Here is a 20,549-nt window from a genome sequence, read left to right on the forward strand (position 1 = left end):
CATCGGCTGACTATTTCAATAATAATGTTTCGGCTTTGGCCACGGCGTCGGCCGTGCCGCGCAATACCACCACGTCGCCGCTGGCCAGCTGCGTCTCGGGGGTGACATCGAGGCGGTCGCGGCCGCGGCGGATGGCCGTCACGGTCGCACCGCAGCCAGCCACGTCGAGCATGCTCAAGGGCAAGCCCACACACTGCGCGCCCTCGCTGACGGTGACTGTATGCAGGCGTTCCAGCTCGGCATCGTCGCCTGTATCGCTGGAACCGTGGAAATAGCCGCGCAAGGACGCATAGCGCTCTTCGCGCGCCGCCTGCACCCGGTGCACCACGCGGCGCAGGGGCACGCCCATCATGATCAGCGCGTGCGAGGCGAGCATCAGGCTGCCTTCCATCAATTCCGGCACCACTTCGGCCGCGCCCGCTTTCTTCAACTGGTCGAGGTCGGTATCGTCGTAGCTGCGCACGATGACGGGCAAGGTCGGCGCCATTTCTTTAAGTAAATGCAATAACTTCAGTGCCGAGGGGGTATTCGCATAGGTGATCACCACGGCGCTGGCCCGGTAGATACCGGCCGCCACCAGGCTTTCGCGCCGGCCCGCGTCGCCATACGAGACGTGGGCGCCAGCCAGCTGCGCTTCCTGCACCCGTTCCGGGTCCAGGTCCAGCGCGTGGTATTCGATCTTTTCTTCCGCCAGCAGGGTGGCCAGGCTTTGGCCGCTGCGCCCGAAGCCGGCGATCAGCACGTGTTTCTGCGACGCCATGGTGCGCGTGGCGATCTTGGTCAGCGCCAGCGATTGCATCATCCAGTCGTTGGCCGCCAGCTTCATGACGATGGCGTCGGACTTGGCGATGAGGAAGGGCGCCACCAGCATCGACAGCACCATCGAGGCCAGCACCACCTGCACGACGAACGGATCCATCAGCTTGATGCCGCCCGCCAGGTTCAGCAGCACGAAGCCGAATTCGCCCGCCTGCGCCAGCCCCAGCCCCGTGCGCAAGGCCACGCCGTTGCTGGAGCCGAACAGCCGGGCCAGGCCCGCGATCAGGGCAAATTTCAGCAGCACGGGGCCGCACAGCAGCAGCAAGACCAGCCACCAGTTGTCGAGTACCACGCGGATGTTGAGCAGCATGCCGACGGTGATGAAGAACAGGCCCAGCAACACGTCGCGGAACGGCTTGATATCCTCTTCCACCTGGTGCTTGAATTCCGTCTCGGAAATGAGCATGCCGGCAACAAACGCCCCCAGGGCCAGCGACAGCCCGGCCCGTTCCGTGATCCAGGCCGCGCCCAGCGTGATCAAGAGCAGGTTGAGCATGAACAATTCTTGCGAGCGGCGCTTGGCGACGATGGTCAGCCAGCCGCGCACCAGCTTCTGGCCGATGAACAAGAGCAGAATGAGGACAACCAGGGCCTTGCCGCCCGCCCAGGCCAGGGTTTCGGCCAGATTGTCGGAATCGCGCGTGAGGGCGGGGATCAGGATCAGCAGGGGCACCACGGCCAGGTCCTGGAACAGCAAAATGCCGATGATCTTGCGGCCGTGTTCGCTTTCCAGTTCCAGCCGTTCCGTGAGCATTTTCGAAACGATGGCCGTCGACGACATGGCCAGCGCGCCACCCAGGGCGAACGCGGCTTGCCAGCTCAGGTGGAGGTAGGCGGACAGGTAGCGTCCGACGAACCAGCCGAAGACGACGGTGGCGATGATGGTGGTGACCACCTGCGCCATGCCAAGGCCGAAGACGATGCGCCGCATGGCGAGGAACTTGGGCAGAGAAAATTCCAGCCCGATGGAAAACATCAGGAAGACGACGCCGAACTCGGCCAGGGTGTGGCTGGCCTCGTTTTCCGCCGCCAGGCCCAGCGCATGGGGGCCGATGACGATGCCGACGGCCAGGTAGCCCAGCATGGGCGGCAGATGCAACATTCTGAAAGCGACCACGCCCAGCACGGCGCTGCCGAGTAACATCAGGGTCAGTTCAAGCGAGGAAAACATGGGTTGCCCGGTACGGTCAATGGAAATCGTTGTTTGTTGTGACTGGCAAGTTTTTTGCTTTCCTAATTCGTTTATACTTTGGGCATGAGTGTAACCCATGAAAAAACAATGCTGAAAGCTTTTGATCGAATTGACATGCAAGCGACGACCGAGCGCGCCGTCGCGCTGGCCCGCACCACCTTGCAGATCGAGTCCGACGCCATCGTTGCGCTGCACGCGCGCCTGGCCACGGACGACAGCGTGGGCCGCGCCGTGGCGATGTTGCTGCAATGCAAGGGGCGTGTCGTCGTCTCCGGCATCGGCAAGTCCGGCCATATCGCGCGCAAGATTGCCGCCACCCTCGCTTCCACCGGCACGCCGGCCCTGTTCGTGCATCCGGCCGAAGCGGCCCATGGCGACCTGGGCATGGTCACCTCGGACGATGCGTTTATTGCCATATCGTACTCCGGCGAATCGTCGGAACTGATGGCCATCATGCCCGTCGTCAAGCGTATGGGTGGCGTGCTCATTTCCATGACGGGCAAGCCGAACTCCAGCCTGGCGCAATTGGCTGACGTGCACCTGGATATTTCTGTTGAGAAAGAAGCCTGTCCGCTGAACCTGGCGCCGACGGCCAGCACCACCGTCACCCTGGCCCTGGGCGATGCGATCGCCGTGGCTTTGCTCGACTTGCGCGGCTTCAAGGAAGAAGATTTCGCCCGCTCGCACCCGGGCGGCGCCCTGGGCCGCCGCCTGCTCACGCATGTGCATGACGTCATGCGCAGCGGCGAACGGGTACCGAAGGTGCCCGTGGACGCTTCCTTGCTGCAGGCGCTGGAAGAAATGACGAAGAAGGGCATGGGCATGACGGCCGTCGTCGATGCGGATGAGCGCCCCGTGGGCGTGTTTACCGATGGCGACTTGCGCCGCATGTTCGAGCGTGTGCAGGATTTCACGCAAGTGGCGATCCGCGACGTCATGCATGCGCAGCCGCGCAGCATCGCGCCCGAACGCCTGGCCGTCGATGCCGTGGCCGTGATGGAGCAGTTCCGCATCAACCAGATGCTGGTCGTCGATGCCGACGGCAAGCTGGTAGGCGCGCTGCATATCCATGATCTGACGCAAGCGAAGGTGATCTGATGGAGAGCGTAGCGGACAACCTGGCGCGCGCGGCCAAAGTCAAACTGATGATCTTTGACGTCGATGGCGTGCTCACCGACGGCAGCCTGCATTTCGGCCCCGATGGCGAGATGATGAAAACGTTTAATGTGTATGATGGCCTGGGCATCAAGCTGCTGCAGGAATCGGGCGTGCAGACGGCCATCATCAGCGCACGCCGCTCGGCCATCACGGCGCGCCGCGCGCAAGACCTGGGCATTACCCATGTGCACCAGGGCGGTCACGACAAGCTGACGCCGTTTCGCGAACTGCTGGCGCTGACGGGCTTGACGGAAGAGCAATGCGGCTATATCGGCGACGATGTCATCGATGCGCCCATCCTGCGCCGCGTGGGCTTTGCCGTCAGCGTGCCGGGCGGGCGTCCGGAAGCGCTGGACTTGGCGCACCATGTGACGCAGGCCGGCGGCGGTCGTGGCGCGGTGCGCGAGATCTGCGAATTCCTGCTGCGCGCGCAGGATAACTATGCGCGCGTCATGGCGCCATTCCTGGAGTGAGGCGCATCGCCTTGCCGCCAGTCAGATTTGAAAGAGTGAAAGCCTATGCGTAAGCCAGGAGGCGCCCATCGCTGGCGCATGATTTTTACCGTGCTTGGGGCCGTCGTCTTTGCGCTGGGCAGCTTCTGGCTGCTGGAAGTGATGAACAAGAATGCCCAGGACATCACGGCCAGCAAGCATCTGGATGAGCCAGACTATTTCATCACCAATTTCAGCCTGGTGCGCATGGACTTGACGGGTAAACCCAGCTATATCGTGTCGGGCACCAAGCTCACGCATTATCCGCTCGATGATTCCTCCGATATCGACCAGCCTTTCGTGCGCAAGCTCACGCCAGGCATGCCGCCGATGAACATGAATGCGGAACTGGCGCATATCGACCAGGGCAATACCCGGCTGCAACTGCACCGCAATGTCGTGATCGACCGCGTGGCCAGTCCGAAGGCGCAGAACCTGACAGTCAAGACGGAAGCGCTGACGGTATTCCCGGATGAAGAAAGAATGGAAACGGACGTGCCTGTCGATATCCTGACGGGCGCCTCGCGCATCAATGGCATCGGCATGAAGGCCAATAACGCCACCGGCGTGGTGGAAGTGTCGAATGCGCTGCGCATGGTCCTCCCGCCGAAACCGCGCCCGGCTGCGGCGGCAAAATGACAGAATGAAACAAGGAAACCATACTATGAAGAATATCTTGCTGTTGACCGTATTTTCTCTGGCCATGATGGGCGTGGCGCATGCCGAGAAGGCCGATTCCGAGAAGGAAGCCGTCATCACGGCACGTAGCGGCCACGTCGATGACGTCAAGCAGGTGCGTACCCTGACGGGCGACGTCGTGCTGGTGAAAGGGACTCTGACCATGAAGGCGGGCCGGGCCCTGATCACGGAAGACCCGCAAGGCTACCAGTTCATCACCTTCTGGGCCGATCCCGGCAAGCTGGCCACCTTCCGCCAGAAGCGCGATGGCGCGGGTGACCTGTGGGTGGAAGGCGAGGCGGAGCGCGTGGAATACGATAACAAGACGGAAGTGGTGAAACTGTTTTCCAAGGCCAAGCTGACGCGCCTGGAAGGCACGAAAGTGACCGACGTGGCCAACGGCGCCTTCATCTCGTATGACAGCCGCAAGGAAGTATTCAAAATGGAAAATTCCGACAGCGGCACCAGCACCCCCGATGGCGGCAGCGTGCGCATGGTGATCCAGCCGAAGCCCAAGGCGCCGGCCACGCCCGCACCAGGAAAGAACTAATGGACAATACACGTTGCGGCAGCACCCTGATCGTTCGCGGGCTGCAAAAAACCTATGGCAAGCGGCAAGTCGTGCATGATGTATCGCTGCAAGTCGAATGCGGCGAAGTGGTGGGATTGCTGGGCCCGAACGGCGCCGGCAAGACCACCTCGTTCTACATGATCGTCGGCCTGGTGCCGTCGGACGGCGGCAGCATCGATATCAGCGGCGTGGACATTTCCCGCCTGCCGATCCACCGCCGCGCGCAGATGGGCCTGTCGTATCTGCCGCAGGAAGCGTCCGTCTTCCGCAAGCTGACGGTGGAAGACAATATCCGCGCCGTGCTGGAAATCCAGACCGTCGAAGGCCGTCCTTTGAAGAAGGCCGAGATCGAGGAGCGCCTGGATAAATTGCTGGCTGACTTGCAGATTGAAAAGTTGCGCGAGAACCAGGCGCTGTCGCTGTCGGGCGGCGAGCGACGCCGCGTGGAAATCGCCCGCGCGCTGGCTACCGACCCGCGTTTCGTGCTGCTCGACGAACCGTTCGCCGGTGTCGACCCGATTGCCGTGATCGAGATCCAGCGCATCGTGCGCTTCTTGAAGGAGCGCAATATCGGCGTGCTGATCACCGACCATAATGTGCGCGAGACGCTGGGTATCTGCGACCGTGCCTACATCATCAACCAGGGCTCGGTGCTGGCGTCGGGACGCCCCGACGACATCATCGCGAACGAGTCGGTACGCCGGGTCTACCTGGGCGAACACTTCCGCATGTGAGCCAATGAAACAATCATTGCAGCTGCGCACTTCGCAGCACCTGGCACTGACGCCGCAGTTGCAGCAATCGATACGCCTGTTGCAATTGTCTACCCTGGAATTGCACCAGGAACTCGAGCAACTGCTGACGGACAATCCCTTGCTCGAGCGCCTCGACGATCCGCTCGACCATTCGCTGCGCCTGCTGTCCGACGGAGCCCTGAGTTCCACGGCCGCGCCGGCCGAAGCGCCGCCCCAGCCGCCAGGCCAGGATGCGCCTGCGGCGCCGGCCGAAGCGGAGACCTTTGACGGCGAGGCGAGCGACAGCCCGGCCGCCGCAGACGGTGGCGACAGCGACTGGAGCGAGGCGAGCCGGGGCAAGGCGCCCGATGACGAAGATTCGCGTCCGCAATTGGAGGCCCATCACTGCACCCTGCGCGAGCACCTGATGGAGCAGATGCGCGTGACGGTGCTCGAGTTGCGCGACCGCGCGCTGGTCGAGCTGATCATCGACGCGCTCGACGACAATGGCTACCTGGAAGAGTCGCTCGACGACATCCTGGCGCGCCTGCCGGAAGAGCTGGAAATCGACGCCGACGAGATGCGCACGGCCTTGTCCCTGTTGCAAAGTTTCGATCCGCCCGGCGTGGGTGCGCGCAATGCATCCGAATGCCTGGCGCTGCAAATCAAGCGTTTGCCGCACGTCGCCATGGTGACGCGGCGCATGGCCCTCGTCATCGTGGAAAAGCATCTGGCCTGGTTTGCCCAGCGCGATTTCAACAAGCTGAAAAAAGCCCTCGATTGCGACGAGGAAGACTTGCGTGAAGCGCAAACGGTGATTCGCCAGTGCAATCCGCATCCGGGCGCCGTGTTCGCCTCGGACGTGTCCGATTACGTGGTGCCCGACGTCGTCGTCAAGCGCGCGCGCAATGGCTGGCAAGTCACCCTGAACAACGACGTCATGCCGCGCCTGCGCGTCAACGCCATGTACGCCAACTTGCTCAAGCAGGGCAAGGGCGAGGGCGCCATGGGCGCACAGTTGCAGGAAGCCAAGTGGCTGATCAAGAATATGCGCCAGCGCTTCGACACGATCCTGCGCGTGGCACAGGCGATAGTAGAAAGACAAAAGAACTTTTTCTCGCATGGGGCCGTTGCCATGCGCCCCCTTGTGCTCCGTGAAATAGCTGATACACTGGGTTTACACGAGAGTACTATCTCGCGGGTAACAACTCAAAAGTACATGCTGACCCCGCACGGCATGTTCGAGTTGAAATATTTCTTTGGTAGCCACGTCGCCACCGAAGCGGGGGGCGAAGCATCATCGACGGCGATACGGGCATTGATCGTGCAACTGACAGGAGCAGAAGACCCTAAAAATCCTTTATCCGACAGTAAGATTGCGGACATGCTGGGGGAACAAGGCATGGTGATTGCGCGACGTACTGTTGCCAAATACCGGGAAGCGTTGAAAATTCCGCCAGTGAGCCTGCGTAAGTGTTTGTAAGTTTTTTTCGGTTCCTCTGCGGGCCGGATAGGATGGACCGCACGAACCCGATCATCTTTAGGAGTGTGTATGAATCTCACCATCAGCGGACATCATCTCGAAGTGACACCAGCCATCCGTGAATACGTACAAACGAAGCTGGAGCGCGTGAAACGTCATTTCGATCAAGTTATCGATATCGCCGTGATTCTGACCGTGGATAACCTCAAAGAGAAAGAAAAACGTCAAAAGGCCGAAGTCAACCTGCGTCTGAGTGGCAAAACTGTCTATGTGGAAAGCCTGGCGCATGACCTGTATGCCGCAATCGATATCCTGATCGACAAGCTGGACAGGCAAGTGATGAAATACAAAACCAAAGTGCAAGGGCACGGTAAAGAGGCGATCAAGCATCTGCCAGACAACTCGGAAGAAGAATTAGCCGCCGTCTAAACGGCCTGCGACTTTCAACCGGTTGTGATCAACTAAGGGCGCACATTGCGCCCTTTTTTGCGCCCCTGCCTGTCGAGCGCAATGTTGCCCGTGCAGGCGCTAGAATGTGCCTACTCTCACTTCTTTCATTTTCCCATGAGCGACTTCGTCCAGACCTCCATCCGCAACCGTACCGGGCACATCGTGCTCGACCGTCCGAAAGCCTTCAATTCCCTGTCGCTGGAGATGGTGCGGGCCCTGAGTGCCGTCTTGCTGGCCTGGCGCGACGATCCGCAGGTGGACGCCGTCGTGATCCGTTCCAGCAGCGAAAAAGCCCTGTGCGCCGGCGGCGATATCCGTTTCTTTTACGATGCGGGCCTGGCTACGCCGCAAGGCGGCAGTGCATTGCTGGAAGATTTCTTTACAGAAGAATACGCCTTAAATCATGTCATTCATTTCTACCCGAAACCGTATATCGCCGTGATGGATGGCGTGGTCATGGGCGGCGGCATGGGCGTGGCGCAAGCCGGGCCCGGCAACCGCCTGCGCATCGTCACGGGCCGCACGCGCATGGCCATGCCGGAAGTCAATATCGGCTTGTTCCCGGACGTGGGCGGCAGTTATTTTCTGTCCCGCCTGGCCGGCCAGCTGGGCCTGTACCTGGGCTTGACGGGCTTGACGATCAACGCGGCCGATGCCCTGTACACGGGGCTGGCCGATGTCTACCTGCCCGAGGCGCAGATGGGGGCGCTGCTGGCCCTGTTCGAATCGACGCCGGGCGAGGCCTTGCCGGTGGCCATCAAGGCGCTGGCCGCGCCGTTCCAGGCCGAGGCGGGGGCTTCTGCTTTGGCCACCGCGCGCACGGCGCTGGACCGCCACTTCGGCGCCCCTTCCGTGGCCGCCATCATGGCCTCGCTGGCGCAGGACGACAGCGCGTTCGCAGGCAAGGCCCTGGCGGCCATGCGTTTGCGTTCACCGCTGATGATGTCGGTGACCCTCGAATTGCTGCAGCGCGGTGCCCACCTGGGTGTGGCCGACTGCCTGCGCCTGGAGCGCAGCGTGGTGCGCCACAATTTCGCGCATGGCGAAGTGCTCGAAGGCGTGCGCGCGCTGGTGGTCGACAAGGACAATGCGCCACGTTGGAACCCCGCCAGCCTGGACGAGGTCGATGCAGCCATGGTGGCACGTTTCTTTGCCCCCGTCTGGCCGGCCACGGCGCATCCGCTTTATTATCTGAAGTAACAACGCTGGATAAAACCGTAGCGAGCGGAAGGGAGAGGTGGTTGAGAAGCGGAACTGTGCTTTACGCACAGTGAGCATCGCAGACCACCTATACCGACGCGCAGTAGGTTTTATTGGCGTTCTCTAGCTGCGCTCGCGGTGGCGTAGAACCACGCGCTCGTTCGGCCCGAAATACTGCGCCAGCCGTTCCGCCATGTACACGGAGCGGTGCTGGCCACCCGTGCAACCGAGCGCCACCGTCAGGTAGCTGCGGTTGTCGGATTTGAATGACGGCAACCACTTCTCGATGAAGGCGCGGATGTCGGCCAGCAGTTCCAGCGCGCTCGGCTGCGCGTCGAGGAAGGCGATCACGGGCGCATCGCGTCCGTCGAGCGGACGCAGCGCCAGGTCGTAATAGGGATTCGGCAAGGCCCGCACGTCGAAGACGAAATCGGCGTCCAGCGGCACGCCCAGTTTGAAGGCGAACGATTCGAAGAACAAGGTCAGCGGCGCGCGTTCGGAGGCGACGATATCCTTGATCCAGGCACGCAATTTGTTCGCGCTCAGTTCCGAGGTATCGATCACATGGCCCAATTGCTCGATGGCCGACAGGCGTTCGCGTTCTTCCGAGATACATTCGATCAGGGTGCGGCGGCTGGCGGGGTTCTGGTTCGGCCGCAATTCGTGCGACAGCGGATGGCTGCGCCGCGTTTCCGAGAAGCGCGCCACCAGCGAATGCGTGGTGGCCGTGAGGAACATCACCTTGACGTCGTGCCCCTGGTCGCGCAGCAGGGCCACATTGTGCGGCAGGCTGGCCAGCGACTCGGCGCTGCGCGCATCGACGGCGACGGCCAGTTGCGGTGTGCCTTCGTCGAGCAAGGTTTGCACCAGGCTGGGCAGCAAGGCCGGTGGCAGGTTGTCGACACAATAGTAGCCGGTATCTTCCAGCACATTGAGCGCGACGGATTTACCGGAGCCGGATATTCCGGTGATAAGGACGATATGCATACGCCGATCATACAATAAAGATCGGCACTGCGCTCCCGAGGCAATGATCTTTACAAATGATTGCAATTTAGACTGTGGTATTTCTTTGCTGCACACGTCAACAATGTTGTCGGATTACGCGGGGCGTTGCCCCGCTAATCCGACCTACGTTGTTAATCGCCACTCATGGCGAGTCGTTGCCGCTCCATGAACTCCTGCAAGGTATCGATGCCGCGCAGCTGCAAAATCGTGTTGCGCACGGCCGCTTCCAGCAGCACGGCGATGTTGCGGCCGGCGGCGACGGGGATGACGACCTTGCGCACGGGCAAGCCGAGCACGTCTTCCGTGGGGAACAGGAAGGGCAGGCGCTCGACTTCCTCTTCCAGCGCGTTGCGGCGCACCAGGTGCACGATCAGTTTCAAGCGCATCTTGCGGCGCACGGCCGTTTCGCCAAAGATGGCCTTGATGTCGAGTAAGCCCAGGCCCCGCACTTCCAGCAGGTTTTGCAGCAGGGGCGGGCAGCGGCCTTCGATCATGTTGGGCGCGATACGCGAGAATTCGACGGCGTCATCGGCCACCAGGCCGTGGCTGCGCGAAATCAATTCCAGGCCCAGTTCGCTCTTGCCCAGGCCCGAATCGCCCGTGATCAGCACACCCACGCCCAGCACGTCCATGAACACGCCATGCATGATGATGCGCTGCGCCAGCTTTTTGGACAGGTAGACGCGCAGGAAGTCGATCACTTGCGCGGCCGGCAGCGGGGTGGAGAACAGGGGAATGTTTTGCTCGTCGCAGATGGCGAGGATGTCGGGCGGCGTTTCCAGCCCTTGCGCGATGATCAGCGCGGGTGGGCCGCCGGCGATCAGTTCACCGATCACATGGGTGCGCGTGTTGACCTTCAGGCGCTGATAATAATTGATTTCCTGGTGGCCGAAGACCTGGATGCGGCCCGGATGGATCAGGTTCAAGTGGCCTACCTGGTCGGCGGCCGACGAGACGTCGCCCGAGATCAGGCGCTCGCCGCCGGGGAAACCGGCGAACCAGCCCAGTTGCAGACTTTCACGATTATCGTCGTACAGGCGTTGTATCGTCAGCGGCGTTTGCAACATGGCAGTCTTCTTCAGGAGTGGAGGAATACCTGAAGTTTAACCCGTCGCTTGCAGACTGGGTTGCCAATTGACGATGCGCGAATGCACGGATTTCGGTTCCGGATCCGTGGCCAGCGCCGTGCGGAAGGCATCGTCGGAAAACATTTCAGCGATTTCCGACAAAATTTCCAGATGTTGCTGGGTGACATGATCGGGAATCAGCAGGAAAAACAGCAGATTGACGGGCTTGCCATCGGGCGACTCGAACGGAATCGGCTCGGCCAGACGCACGAAGGCGCCCAGCGGCGCTTTCAGGGTCTTGCTGCCTTTGACCCTGCCATGCGGCACGGCTACGCCATGGCCCAGGCCTGTCGAGCCCAGGCGTTCGCGGGCAAACAGATTGTCCGAAACGGTAGAGCGGGCGATGCCGTAATTGTTTTCGAAGATCAGGCCGGCTTGCTCGAAGGCGCGCTTTTTACTGGACACTTCCAGGTCCAGCAGGACGTTTTCGAGAGATAATATTTTGCTAAGATTAGTCATGACACTCAATGAAATGGTGCAATGCGCAGAGGGCTTGCGAGCCGAATTATAGGCCTGTTTCCGCGGCCTGTAACGCCAATTCTCAACAGTATACGCGCGCTGCGGGCGCAGTGGGCGCGACAGCCCATGTCGCCATCATTTTAGCAAAAAAATAACATCGGGGTGTAGCGGCTATTTCTTGATTAAAAACACGCGGCGAACAGATTTTTCCGCCGCCGAATGCCGATTTTCCGATTTTTCAGCGTCTTTGACATGCTCTGAGGCACTACTGCAACGTTGTTTTAAAACACAGCCAACATTCCTGTTGGCATGATTTCAAGGTATTGCGCGAGGTTATTGGCGCGCATTGCGCAGATTGCCCGGCATCGTGCCCGTGCTGTAGTTGCTGCGCCACGGATTGATATCGAGCCCGCCGCGGCGCGTATAGCGCGCATACACGGACAGTTTTTGCGGCTTGCACTGGCGCAAGATATCGACAAAGATGCGCTCCACGCATTGCTCATGGAATTCGTTGTGCTCGCGGAAACCGATCAGATAGCGCAGCAGGCTTTCCTGGTCGATCTGTGGTCCCGCATACGCGATCTGCACGCTGCCCCAGTCAGGCTGGCCCGTCACCAGGCAATTCGATTTGAGCAAGTGCGAGACGAGTTTTTCTTCCACCGGTGCTTCATCGAGTGCCGCCTTCAACAGCAGCGGCGAGGGCGTGTATTGCGTGATTTCCAGGTCCAGGCGGTCGAGCAGCACGCCGTCGAATTCGCCCATTTTCAGCTTGCCGAAGTCTTCCTGCAAGGTCAGTTCCACTTGCACGGGCGCGCCAAAACCGTTCGACAGATCCTGCTTGAGCAAGGCCAGCAGCGCATCCGGGCTGTCCAGTTTGGTCTGGTTGAACGAGTTCAGGTACAGCTTGAACGATTTCGACTCGATGATGTTGGGCGAATCGGCCGGCGCGCTGACCTTGGCAATGGCCACCTGCGGCTTGCCGCGCTGGTTCAGCCACGACAGTTCATACGCATTCCAGATGTCGAGGCCAAAGAAGGGCAAGGTGCCGCGCAGTTCCAGCTCGTCGCGCTTGCCCTGGCGCGGAATCGGAAACAGCAGTTCCGGCGCGTAATCGCTGCGGTAGGCGGAGCTTTTGCCCAGGGGAGACAGTTCGGCGAGGTCGTTGGTGGTGGTCATGGTCGTGTGGCGTAGTTCGGTCAAGGACGCATGGTAGCCTATTTCAACCCAACGGCGACGGCTGGGGTCGTACCCTGCAGGGTACGACCCCAGTATTTGCAGTTGGGCTTATTACCCCAGGAACAGTTTGTACACAGGATTGCTGCTCTCATCCCAATAACGATAGCCGAGGGTATCGAGGAAACGGGCGAATTCTCCCATCTCGTCGGGCGGCACTTGCAGGCCCACCAGGATGCGGCCCACGTCGCCGCCCTGGCTGCGGTAATGACACAGGGAAATATTCCAGTTTGGCGCCATGCTGTCGAGGAAGCGCATCAGCGCGCCGGGGCGCTCGGGGAATTCAAAGCGGTACAGCAGCTCGTCCTGGGCCAGGCGGCTCTTGCCACCGACCAGGTGGCGGATGTGCGACTTGGCCAGCTCGTCGTGGGTCAGGTCCAGCGTCTTGAATTCATGCTCTTCGAATTTCTTCGCCATCGCCCCGGATTCATGCCGGTCGGCAATCTGGATGCCGACGAATACGTGCGCGGCTTTTTCATCGCTGATGCGGTAGTTAAATTCCGTCACGTTGCGCGCGCCGATGAGCGAGCAGAAGCGCTTGAAGCTGCCTCGCTGTTCGCGCATGGTGACGGCAAACACGGCTTCGCGGAACTCGCCCAGCTCGGCTCGCTCGGCAACGAAGCGCAGGCGGTCGAAATTCATGTTGGCGCCGCAGGCGATGGTGACCAGCGTCTGGTTGACGATGGGGTGCTTGCTCAGGCTGGCCCGCTCCACGTAGGCCTTGGCGCCCGCGATGGCCAGCGCGCCGGCCGGTTCCAGAATGGAGCGCGTATCCGTAAACACATCCTTGATGGCGGCGCAGATGGCGTCCGTGTCGACGATGATGATGTCATCGACATATTGCTGCGCCAGGCGGAAGGTTTCCTCGCCCACCAGGCGCACGGCCGTGCCGTCCGAAAACAAGCCCACGTCGGGCAGGGTCACCCGTTCGCCCGCTTTCAGCGAGCGCGCCATGGCGTCCGAATCGACCGTTTGCACGCCGATGATCTTGATGTCGGGGCGAATCTGTTTCACGTAGGCAGCCACGCCGGCGATCAGGCCGCCGCCGCCGATGGCGACGAAGATGGCGTGGATGGGGCCGGAATGCTGGCGCAGGATTTCCATGCCGATCGTGCCCTGGCCGGCGATCACGTCCGGATCGTCGAACGGGTGCACGAAGGTCAGCTTCTGTTCTTTTTCCAGGGTCAGCGCGTGGTTGTAGGCGTCCGTGTAGGACTCGCCGTGCAGCACGATTTCCACATGCACGCCGCCGCGCGCCTTGACGGCGTCAATCTTGACGGGGGGCGTGGTGGTGGGCATGACGATGACGGCGCGGCAGCCCATGCGCGCGGCCGACAGGGCCACGCCCTGGGCATGGTTGCCGGCCGAGGCGCAAATGACGCCGCGCTTGCGTTCCGCATCGCTGAGCTGGGCCATCTTGTTGTAGGCGCCGCGAATCTTGAAGCTGAACACGCTTTGCATGTCTTCGCGCTTGAAGTAAATCTGGTTGTTCAGGCGCTGCGACAGGGCAGGGGCCAGTTCCAGCGGCGTTTCGGAGGCGACGTCATAGACGCGGGCGGTCAGGATTTTCTTGAGGTAGTCGATGTTCATAGTCTGCTAGCAAGTGATTCTGGGCCAGAAAGGTACTGGAGCGTGTCGGTCGATAGCGGCGGCGCCGCGGCGGATAGCCTGGCGACAAATAATGCTCTGTGGAACTGCGGGCGGGTGTGCCTTTGCCGGCTGGCGCGATGTGTGCGGCGCCCAGGCTGCTCTTCATTATAATGGAGAGCCATACCGCATCGCGAAGTGTTCCATGATCGAATCCGCAATCGCCTGGCTGCTGCAGCTGATCGCAGCACCGGAAGTCGGTCTGACATCGGTCTTTCTGATCAGCTTTATTTCCGCCACCTTGTTGCCGCTCGGCTCGGAGCCGGCCGTGTTTGCCGTCATCAAGGCCAATCCCGCACTGTTCTGGGCCGCCATCGGCGTCGCCACCCTGGGCAATACCTTGGGCGGCATGGTCGACTACTGGATGGGCTACCGGGCCAAGCAGGCGTTCGCCAAGGAGCGCGACACGCGCTGGTTCCGCTGGCTGGCCCGCTATGGCGCCAAGACCATGCTGCTGGCCTGGCTGCCCCTCGTGGGCGACCCCCTGTGCACGCTGGCGGGCTGGCTCAAGCTGCCGTTCTGGCCCAGCGTGGCCTACATGGCCATCGGCAAGTGCGCACGCTACCTGAGCATGACGGCTTTGCTACTGTACGTACCCGATGGCGTATGGCACCGGATCGGGCAAATGCTGGCGTAAACGGCACGCAAACGGGCGTAATGCAACGCCTGTTTGCCCTATTTTTGGGCAGTTCGATAGTTTGCAGTAGAGTCCAATTCTTGGCATTTTTGCGTCAAAAAATCATGGAAACTGGTTTTTTATTCATGCAAAAGTGGGCTTTTCCATATTTGCTATGGCGGCGGATGAGGTGCTTAAACCTTAGGCGGCCTAAGGCTGTTCCGGCATGGTGCGGCGCAATAAGATAAAATGATCCTTTAGGGTCCAGTCCACATCGTCACCACATTCCATGAACGCTCCCGCACATATCCAAGCTTTACTGGCAGAAACGCCGAATGGTCCCGCAGCAAGCCGCCTGCGCGAAATCCCGTATAACTACACGTCGTTTTCCGATCGCGAGATCGTCATACGCCTGTTGGGGGAGGACTCCTGGCGCCTGCTCGACGAGCTGCGCGGCGCCCGCCAGACGGGCCGTTCGGCCCGCATGCTGTACGAGGTGCTGGGCGACATCTGGGTGGTGCGCCGCAACCCCTACCTGCAGGATGACTTGCTGGACAACCCGAAGCGCCGCCAGGGCTTGATCGACGCCTTGCATCACCGTCTGGCCGAAGTCGACAAGCGCCGCCTGGGCATCGATGCGGCCGGCGGCGACGTCGCGGCCAGTGGCGAAGCGCCGGAAGTGGCCAAGGCGCGCAGCGCCAACGTGGAACTGCTGCTGAAAGCGGCCAGCAAGGCCGTGGCCGACTTCGGCGACGAATTCCGCAAGACCTATGACTTGCGCAAGCGCACGGTCAAGGTGCTGGGCCGCTATACGGAAAAGCACAATGTGCGCTTCGACGGCATGACGCGCGTGTCGCACGTGACGGACGCCACCGACTGGCGCGTCGAATACCCGTTCGTCGTGCTCACGCCCGACACGGAAGAGGAAATGGCCGGTCTGGTAAAGGGCTGTATCGAGCTGGGGCTGACCATCATCCCGCGCGGCGGCGGCACCGGCTACACGGGCGGCGCGATTCCCTTGACGCCGATGTCGGCTGTCATCAACACGGAAAAGCTCATCACCCTGGGCGCCGTGGAAATGACGGTCTTGCCGGGATTGAGCCACGAATACGCGACGATCCATTCGGGCGCGGGCGTGATCACGAATAAAGTGTCGGAAGCGGCTGAAAAAGCCGGTTTCGTGTTCGCCGTCGACCCGACCTCGGCGCACGCTTCGTGTATCGGCGGCAACGTCGCCATGAATGCGGGCGGCAAGAAGGCCGTGCTGTGGGGCACGGCGCTGGACAACCTGGCTTCGTGGCGCATGGTCGACCCGAATGGCGATTGGCTCGATGTCACGCGCCTCGACCATAACCTGGGCAAGATCCACGATATCGCACTGGCACGTTTCCAGCTGGAATGGCGTCACCCGAGCACGCGCGACGCGACGAAACCGAACGCGCCGTTCAAGACGGAAATCCTGGAAATTCCTGGCCGCAAGTTCCGTAAGGAGGGCCTGGGCAAGGACGTGACGGACAAATTCCTCGCCGGCTTGCCGGGCATCCAGAAAGAAGGCTGCGACGGCCTGATCACGTCAGCGCGCTGGATCTTGCACAAGATGCCGAAATTCGCCCGCACCGTCTGCCTGGAATTCTTTGGCCAGGCGCGCGATGCGATCCCGTCGATCGTGGAAATCAAGGATTACCTCGATGGCTTGCCGGCCAAGGGCGAGCAATACACGACCATCCGCCTGGCGGGCCTGGAACACCTGGACGAGCGCTACCTGCGCGCCGTCGGCTACGCCACCAAGTCGAAGCGGGGCGTGCTGCCGAAGATGGCCCTGTTTGGCGACATCGTCGGCGACGATGAAAATGCCGTCGCGCAAGCGGCGTCGGAAGTGGTGCGCATCGCCAACACCCGCGTGGGCGAAGGCTTTGTGGCCGTCAGCCCGGAAGCGCGCAAAAAGTTCTGGCTCGACCGCGCCCGCACGGCAGCGATCGCCAAGCACACGAATGCGTTCAAGATCAATGAAGATGTGGTGATTCCCCTCAATCGCATGGGCGAATACACGGATGGCATCGAGCGCATCAATATCGAGCTGTCGATCAAGAACAAGCTGCAACTGGCCGATGCCCTGAGTGAATTCTTTGCCAAGGGTAACTTGCCAATTGGCAAGAGCGACGACGCCTCGGACGACCGCGTCGACGACGCGGAAATGCTGGGCGACCGCGCTGAGCAGGCGCAGCAGTTGCTGGCGCAAGTCACGGCACGCTGGACTTATCTGCTGGCCCAGCTGGACCGTCCGCTGGCCGATGTAAAGGGCGAACTGGCCGAGCTGGGCATGGAGCGTTTGCTGCCCGTCTTCGATGCACGCCTGGAAACACAGCCGGACGCCACCCTGTTCGACGTGGTGCAGGACCGCACCGTGCGCATCACCTGGAAGCAAGAAATCCGCGCCCAGCTGCGCCAGATCTTCAATGGCGCCGCCTTCAAACTGATCCTTGACGAGGCGACGGCGATTCACGCGCGCATCCTGCGTAGCCGCGTATTCGTCGCGCTGCACATGCATGCGGGCGACGGCAACGTGCACACGAACTTGCCCGTCAACTCGGACAATTACGACATGCTGCAAGATGCCCACGCCGCCGTGGGCCGCATCATGATCCTGGCCCGCTCGCTCAATGGCGTCATTTCGGGCGAACACGGTATCGGCATCACCAAGCTGGAATTTTTGACGGAAGAAGAAATCGGCGAGTTCCGCAGCTACAAGCAGCGCATCGATCCGGAAGGCCGTTTCAACAAAGGCAAATTGCTGAACCTGCCGGGCATGGGCGCCGACTTGCGCAATGCCTACACGCCATCGTTCGGCCTGATGGGCCATGAGTCGCTGATCATGCAGCAAAGCGATATCGGCGCCATCGCCGACAGCGTCAAGGATTGCTTGCGCTGCGGTAAATGCAAACCCGTGTGCGCGACCCACGTGCCGCGCGCCAACTTGCTGTACTCGCCACGCGACAAGATCCTGGCGACGTCCTCGCTGATCGAAGCGTTCCTGTACGAAGAGCAGACGCGGCGCGGTATTTCCATCAAGCATTGGGAAGAGTTCGAAGACGTGGCCGACCACTGCACGGTGTGCCACAAATGCGTCACGCCCTGTCCCGTCAACATCGACTTCGGCGACGTGTCGATGAACATGCGTAACTTGCTGCGCAAGATGGACAAGAAAAGCTTCAATCCGGGCACCAAGGCGACGATGCTGTTCCTCAATGCCACCGATCCCGTGACCATCAATGCCACGCGCAAGGTCATGATCGACTGGGGCTACAAGGCGCAGCGCCTGGGCCATGACTTGTTGAAGAAATTTGCCAAGAAGCAAACCAAGGCGCCGCCGCCATCGACGGGCAAGCCACCGGTCAAGGCGCAGGTGATTCACTTCATCAACAAAAAAATGCCGGGCAACTTGCCGAAGAAAACGGCACGCGCGCTGCTCGACATCGAAGACGATAAAGTCATTCCGATCATCCGCAATCCGAAGACGACCACGGCCGATACGGAAGCCGTGTTCTACTTCCCCGGTTGCGGTTCGGAACGGCTGTTCTCGCAAGTGGGCCTGGCGACGCAAGCGATGCTGTGGGAAGTGGGCGTGCAGACGGTCTTGCCACCTGGCTACCTGTGCTGCGGTTATCCGCAGCGAGGCGCCGGTGAGTTCGACAAGGCCGAGAAGATGATGACGGATAATCGCGTCCTGTTCCATCGCATGGCCAACACGCTCAATTACCTGGACATCAAGACGGTGCTCGTCTCGTGCGGCACCTGCTATGACCAGCTGGCAACGTACCAGTTTGAAAAGATTTTCCCCGGCTGTCGCATCATGGATATCCATGAGTATTTGCTGGAGAAAAACGTCAAGCTGGAAGGCGTCAACGGCACGCGCTATATGTACCACGAGCCATGCCACAATCCGATGAAGTTGCAGGAATCGGGCAAGACCATCAATTCCCTGATCAGCACGGTGGATAACGTGAAGATCGAGAAAAATGACCGTTGCTGCGGCGAATCGGGTTCGCTGGCCGTCACGCGTCCCGACATTTCCACGCAAGTGCGTTTCCGCAAGGAAGAAGAGATGGTCAAGGGCGCCGACAAGCTGCGCGGCGATGGCTTCACGGGCGACGTGAAAATCCTCACCAGCTGCCCGTCGTGCCTGCAAGGCTTGTCGCGCTACAATGATGATTCGGGCACGACGGCCGACTACATCGTCGTCGAGATCGCCAAACACTTGCTGGGAGAGAACTGGATGCCCGATTACGTGAAACGCGCCAATGACGGCGGCATCGAACGGGTGCTGGTGTAATGTCCACGGGTTGCGATCTGTGCCAGTTGCTGGACGGCTACGCCAACAAGCAGGGTCTGGAGACCTTGCTGTGGCGCAGCGAGCGCTTGTCCGTGGTGGCCGTCGACGACGCCGCCTATCCCGGCTTTTGCCGCGTGATCTGGAACAAGCACGTGAAGGAAATGACAGACTTGACGCCCGGTGAGCGCAATTACGTCATGGAAGTCGTGTGGCAAGTCGAGCTGGCCGTGCGTGAAGTCATGCAGCCGCAAAAGGTGAATCTGGCCAGTTTCGGCAACATGACGCCGCACGTGCACTGGCACGTGATTCCCCGCTACCGCGACGATGCGCATTTCCCGAATCCCAGCTGGGCGGTGGTCCAGCGCGAGACGGCGCCGGAAGTACTGGCCACGCGCCGCGCCCTGTTGCCGGCCTTGCGCGACGCCATCATTCAACGTTTATCCGCATAAAGTATCGTCATGACTGAAAAAACAGCAACACCCCAACCGACCGGCTTGACCGTGCACAACCAATCGCGCGTGCTCGATGTGGCCTTCGACGATGGCAGCACATTTGCGTTGCCGTTCGAATACCTGCGCGTGTATTCGCCGTCGGCCGAAGTGCAGGGCCATGGCAAGGGCCAGGAAACCTTGCAATTAGGCAAGCGCCTGGTCGGCATCACGGGTCTGGAGCCTGTCGGCAACTACGCCGTGCAACCCACTTTCAGCGATGGCCACAATTCCGGCCTGTACACCTGGGCCTATCTGTACAAGCTGGGCGCGCAGCAAGCGCCCCTGTGGCAGGATTACCTGGACCGCCTGACGGCAGCCGGCTACCCCGGTGACAGCGGCCGCGACGCCAAGGCCGACATGACGGTCAAACAATCTTCCGGTGGTCATGTTCACGGACCCAGTTGCGGGCACAAACACTAAGGTGAAAAAATAATGCGGTAATCTGTCGGATAACCGCCCCCCCGTTCGTCGTATGAATGCCCGCGCTTGCGGGCATTTTTCTTTTGGAGAAGAGACTATGGAATACCTGATCCTGATCTACGCCGATGAATCCCGTTATGAAACGATGCCGGAAGGACAGATGGCCGGCCTGATGGCCGACTTTGCCAGTTATACACAGGCACTGGAAGCTGCTGGCGTGCTGCGCGGCGGGGCCGAGCTGGCGCCCGTGGGCAGCGCCACCTGCGTGCGTGTGCACAATGGCAAGCCTGTCATCACGGATGGGCCGTTCGCGGAAACCAAGGAGCAACTGGGCGGATATTACCTGCTCGACTGCGCCAACCTGGACGAGGCGCTGGCCTGGGCCGGGCGTTGCCCGGCAGCCTCGCTGGGCACCATCGAAGTGCGGCCTGTCACGGCATAA

19 protein-coding genes are annotated in these 20,549 nt (G+C 61.0%); 13 read left to right on the forward strand and 6 right to left on the reverse strand.

The window, feature by feature from the left end; all coding sequences use genetic code 11:
• Positions 1-10: 10 nt before the first annotated feature.
• Positions 11-1,990, reverse strand: a complete 1,980-nt coding sequence (locus C8C92_RS03695) for a monovalent cation:proton antiporter family protein (protein WP_116743039.1) — start codon at positions 1,988-1,990, stop codon at positions 11-13.
• A gap of 108 nt (positions 1,991-2,098) precedes the next feature.
• On the opposite strand from C8C92_RS03695, the gene C8C92_RS03700 reads away from it, so the two are divergent.
• The 8 genes from C8C92_RS03700 (at position 2,099) to C8C92_RS03735 (ending at position 8,776) form a co-directional block, all read left to right on the forward strand.
• Positions 2,099-3,109, forward strand: a complete 1,011-nt coding sequence (locus tag C8C92_RS03700) for a KpsF/GutQ family sugar-phosphate isomerase (RefSeq protein WP_099760892.1) — start codon at positions 2,099-2,101, stop codon at positions 3,107-3,109.
• Positions 3,109-3,642, forward strand: a complete 534-nt coding sequence (locus C8C92_RS03705; protein WP_099760891.1) for an HAD hydrolase family protein — start codon at positions 3,109-3,111, stop codon at positions 3,640-3,642. The genes C8C92_RS03700 and C8C92_RS03705 overlap by 1 nt, the downstream gene beginning before the upstream one ends.
• 45 nt (positions 3,643-3,687) lie before the next feature.
• Complete coding sequence (lptC, locus tag C8C92_RS03710; protein ID WP_243420104.1) at positions 3,688-4,299, forward strand: LPS export ABC transporter periplasmic protein LptC; 612 nt, start codon at positions 3,688-3,690, stop codon at positions 4,297-4,299.
• Between the two features lie 25 nt (positions 4,300-4,324).
• The gene (lptA, locus tag C8C92_RS03715; RefSeq protein ID WP_099760889.1) at positions 4,325-4,888 is read left to right on the forward strand and encodes a lipopolysaccharide transport periplasmic protein LptA; all 564 of its coding nucleotides are present in this window, start codon (positions 4,325-4,327) and stop codon (positions 4,886-4,888) included.
• A complete protein-coding gene (gene lptB, locus C8C92_RS03720; protein ID WP_099760888.1) occupies positions 4,888-5,643 on the forward strand; it encodes an LPS export ABC transporter ATP-binding protein in 756 nt (251 codons plus the stop codon). The genes lptA and lptB overlap by 1 nt, the downstream gene beginning before the upstream one ends.
• Before the next feature lie 4 nt (positions 5,644-5,647).
• A complete protein-coding gene (locus C8C92_RS03725; RefSeq protein WP_099760887.1) occupies positions 5,648-7,126 on the forward strand; it encodes an RNA polymerase factor sigma-54 in 1,479 nt (492 codons plus the stop codon).
• Positions 7,127-7,195: 69 nt separating this feature from the next.
• Complete coding sequence (gene raiA / locus C8C92_RS03730; protein ID WP_099760886.1) at positions 7,196-7,555, forward strand: ribosome-associated translation inhibitor RaiA; 360 nt, start codon at positions 7,196-7,198, stop codon at positions 7,553-7,555.
• Positions 7,556-7,690: 135 nt separating this feature from the next.
• Positions 7,691-8,776 (forward strand): enoyl-CoA hydratase/isomerase family protein, encoded by a 1,086-nt coding sequence (locus C8C92_RS03735; protein ID WP_099760885.1) that lies wholly within the window; start codon positions 7,691-7,693, stop codon positions 8,774-8,776.
• A gap of 123 nt (positions 8,777-8,899) precedes the next feature.
• On the opposite strand, the gene rapZ is transcribed toward C8C92_RS03735, so the two are convergent.
• The 5 genes from rapZ to ilvA all read right to left on the reverse strand — a co-directional run bounded on the left by rapZ (position 8,900) and on the right by ilvA (position 14,193).
• Complete coding sequence (gene rapZ / locus C8C92_RS03740) at positions 8,900-9,763, reverse strand: RNase adapter RapZ (protein ID WP_071079719.1); 864 nt, start codon at positions 9,761-9,763, stop codon at positions 8,900-8,902.
• 152 nt (positions 9,764-9,915) lie between these two features.
• Positions 9,916-10,851 (reverse strand): HPr(Ser) kinase/phosphatase, encoded by a 936-nt coding sequence (gene hprK, locus C8C92_RS03745; protein WP_034753337.1) that lies wholly within the window; start codon positions 10,849-10,851, stop codon positions 9,916-9,918.
• A gap of 36 nt (positions 10,852-10,887) precedes the next feature.
• Positions 10,888-11,370, reverse strand: a complete 483-nt coding sequence (locus C8C92_RS03750; RefSeq protein ID WP_096233534.1) for a PTS sugar transporter subunit IIA — start codon at positions 11,368-11,370, stop codon at positions 10,888-10,890.
• A gap of 333 nt (positions 11,371-11,703) precedes the next feature.
• Entirely contained in the window at positions 11,704-12,546 is an 843-nt protein-coding gene (queF, locus tag C8C92_RS03755) for an NADPH-dependent 7-cyano-7-deazaguanine reductase QueF (RefSeq protein WP_116745834.1), read from the reverse strand.
• 111 nt (positions 12,547-12,657) lie between these two features.
• Positions 12,658-14,193, reverse strand: a complete 1,536-nt coding sequence (gene ilvA / locus C8C92_RS03760) for a threonine ammonia-lyase, biosynthetic (RefSeq protein ID WP_116743040.1) — start codon at positions 14,191-14,193, stop codon at positions 12,658-12,660.
• 202 nt (positions 14,194-14,395) lie between these two features.
• Between ilvA and C8C92_RS03765 the strand changes: the two genes are divergently transcribed.
• The 5 genes from C8C92_RS03765 to C8C92_RS03785 all read left to right on the forward strand — a co-directional run bounded on the left by C8C92_RS03765 (position 14,396) and on the right by C8C92_RS03785 (position 20,549).
• On the forward strand, positions 14,396-14,887 hold the full coding sequence (locus tag C8C92_RS03765) for a YqaA family protein (protein WP_071079715.1): 492 nt from the start codon (positions 14,396-14,398) through the stop codon (positions 14,885-14,887).
• 268 nt (positions 14,888-15,155) lie between these two features.
• Positions 15,156-19,196, forward strand: coding sequence for a DUF3683 domain-containing protein (locus tag C8C92_RS03770; RefSeq protein ID WP_116743041.1), 4,041 nt, complete (start codon positions 15,156-15,158; stop codon positions 19,194-19,196).
• Entirely contained in the window at positions 19,196-19,645 is a 450-nt protein-coding gene (locus tag C8C92_RS03775) for an HIT family protein (RefSeq protein ID WP_116743042.1), read from the forward strand. The genes C8C92_RS03770 and C8C92_RS03775 overlap by 1 nt, the downstream gene beginning before the upstream one ends.
• A 9-nt stretch (positions 19,646-19,654) precedes the next feature.
• A complete protein-coding gene (locus C8C92_RS03780; protein WP_116743043.1) occupies positions 19,655-20,107 on the forward strand; it encodes a DUF971 domain-containing protein in 453 nt (150 codons plus the stop codon).
• Between the two features lie 97 nt (positions 20,108-20,204).
• The gene (locus C8C92_RS03785; RefSeq protein ID WP_116743044.1) at positions 20,205-20,549 is read left to right on the forward strand and encodes a YciI family protein; all 345 of its coding nucleotides are present in this window, start codon (positions 20,205-20,207) and stop codon (positions 20,547-20,549) included.

Source organism: Janthinobacterium sp. 78 (assembly GCF_003096775.1).
Classification (GTDB): domain Bacteria; phylum Pseudomonadota; class Gammaproteobacteria; order Burkholderiales; family Burkholderiaceae_D; genus Janthinobacterium; species Janthinobacterium tructae.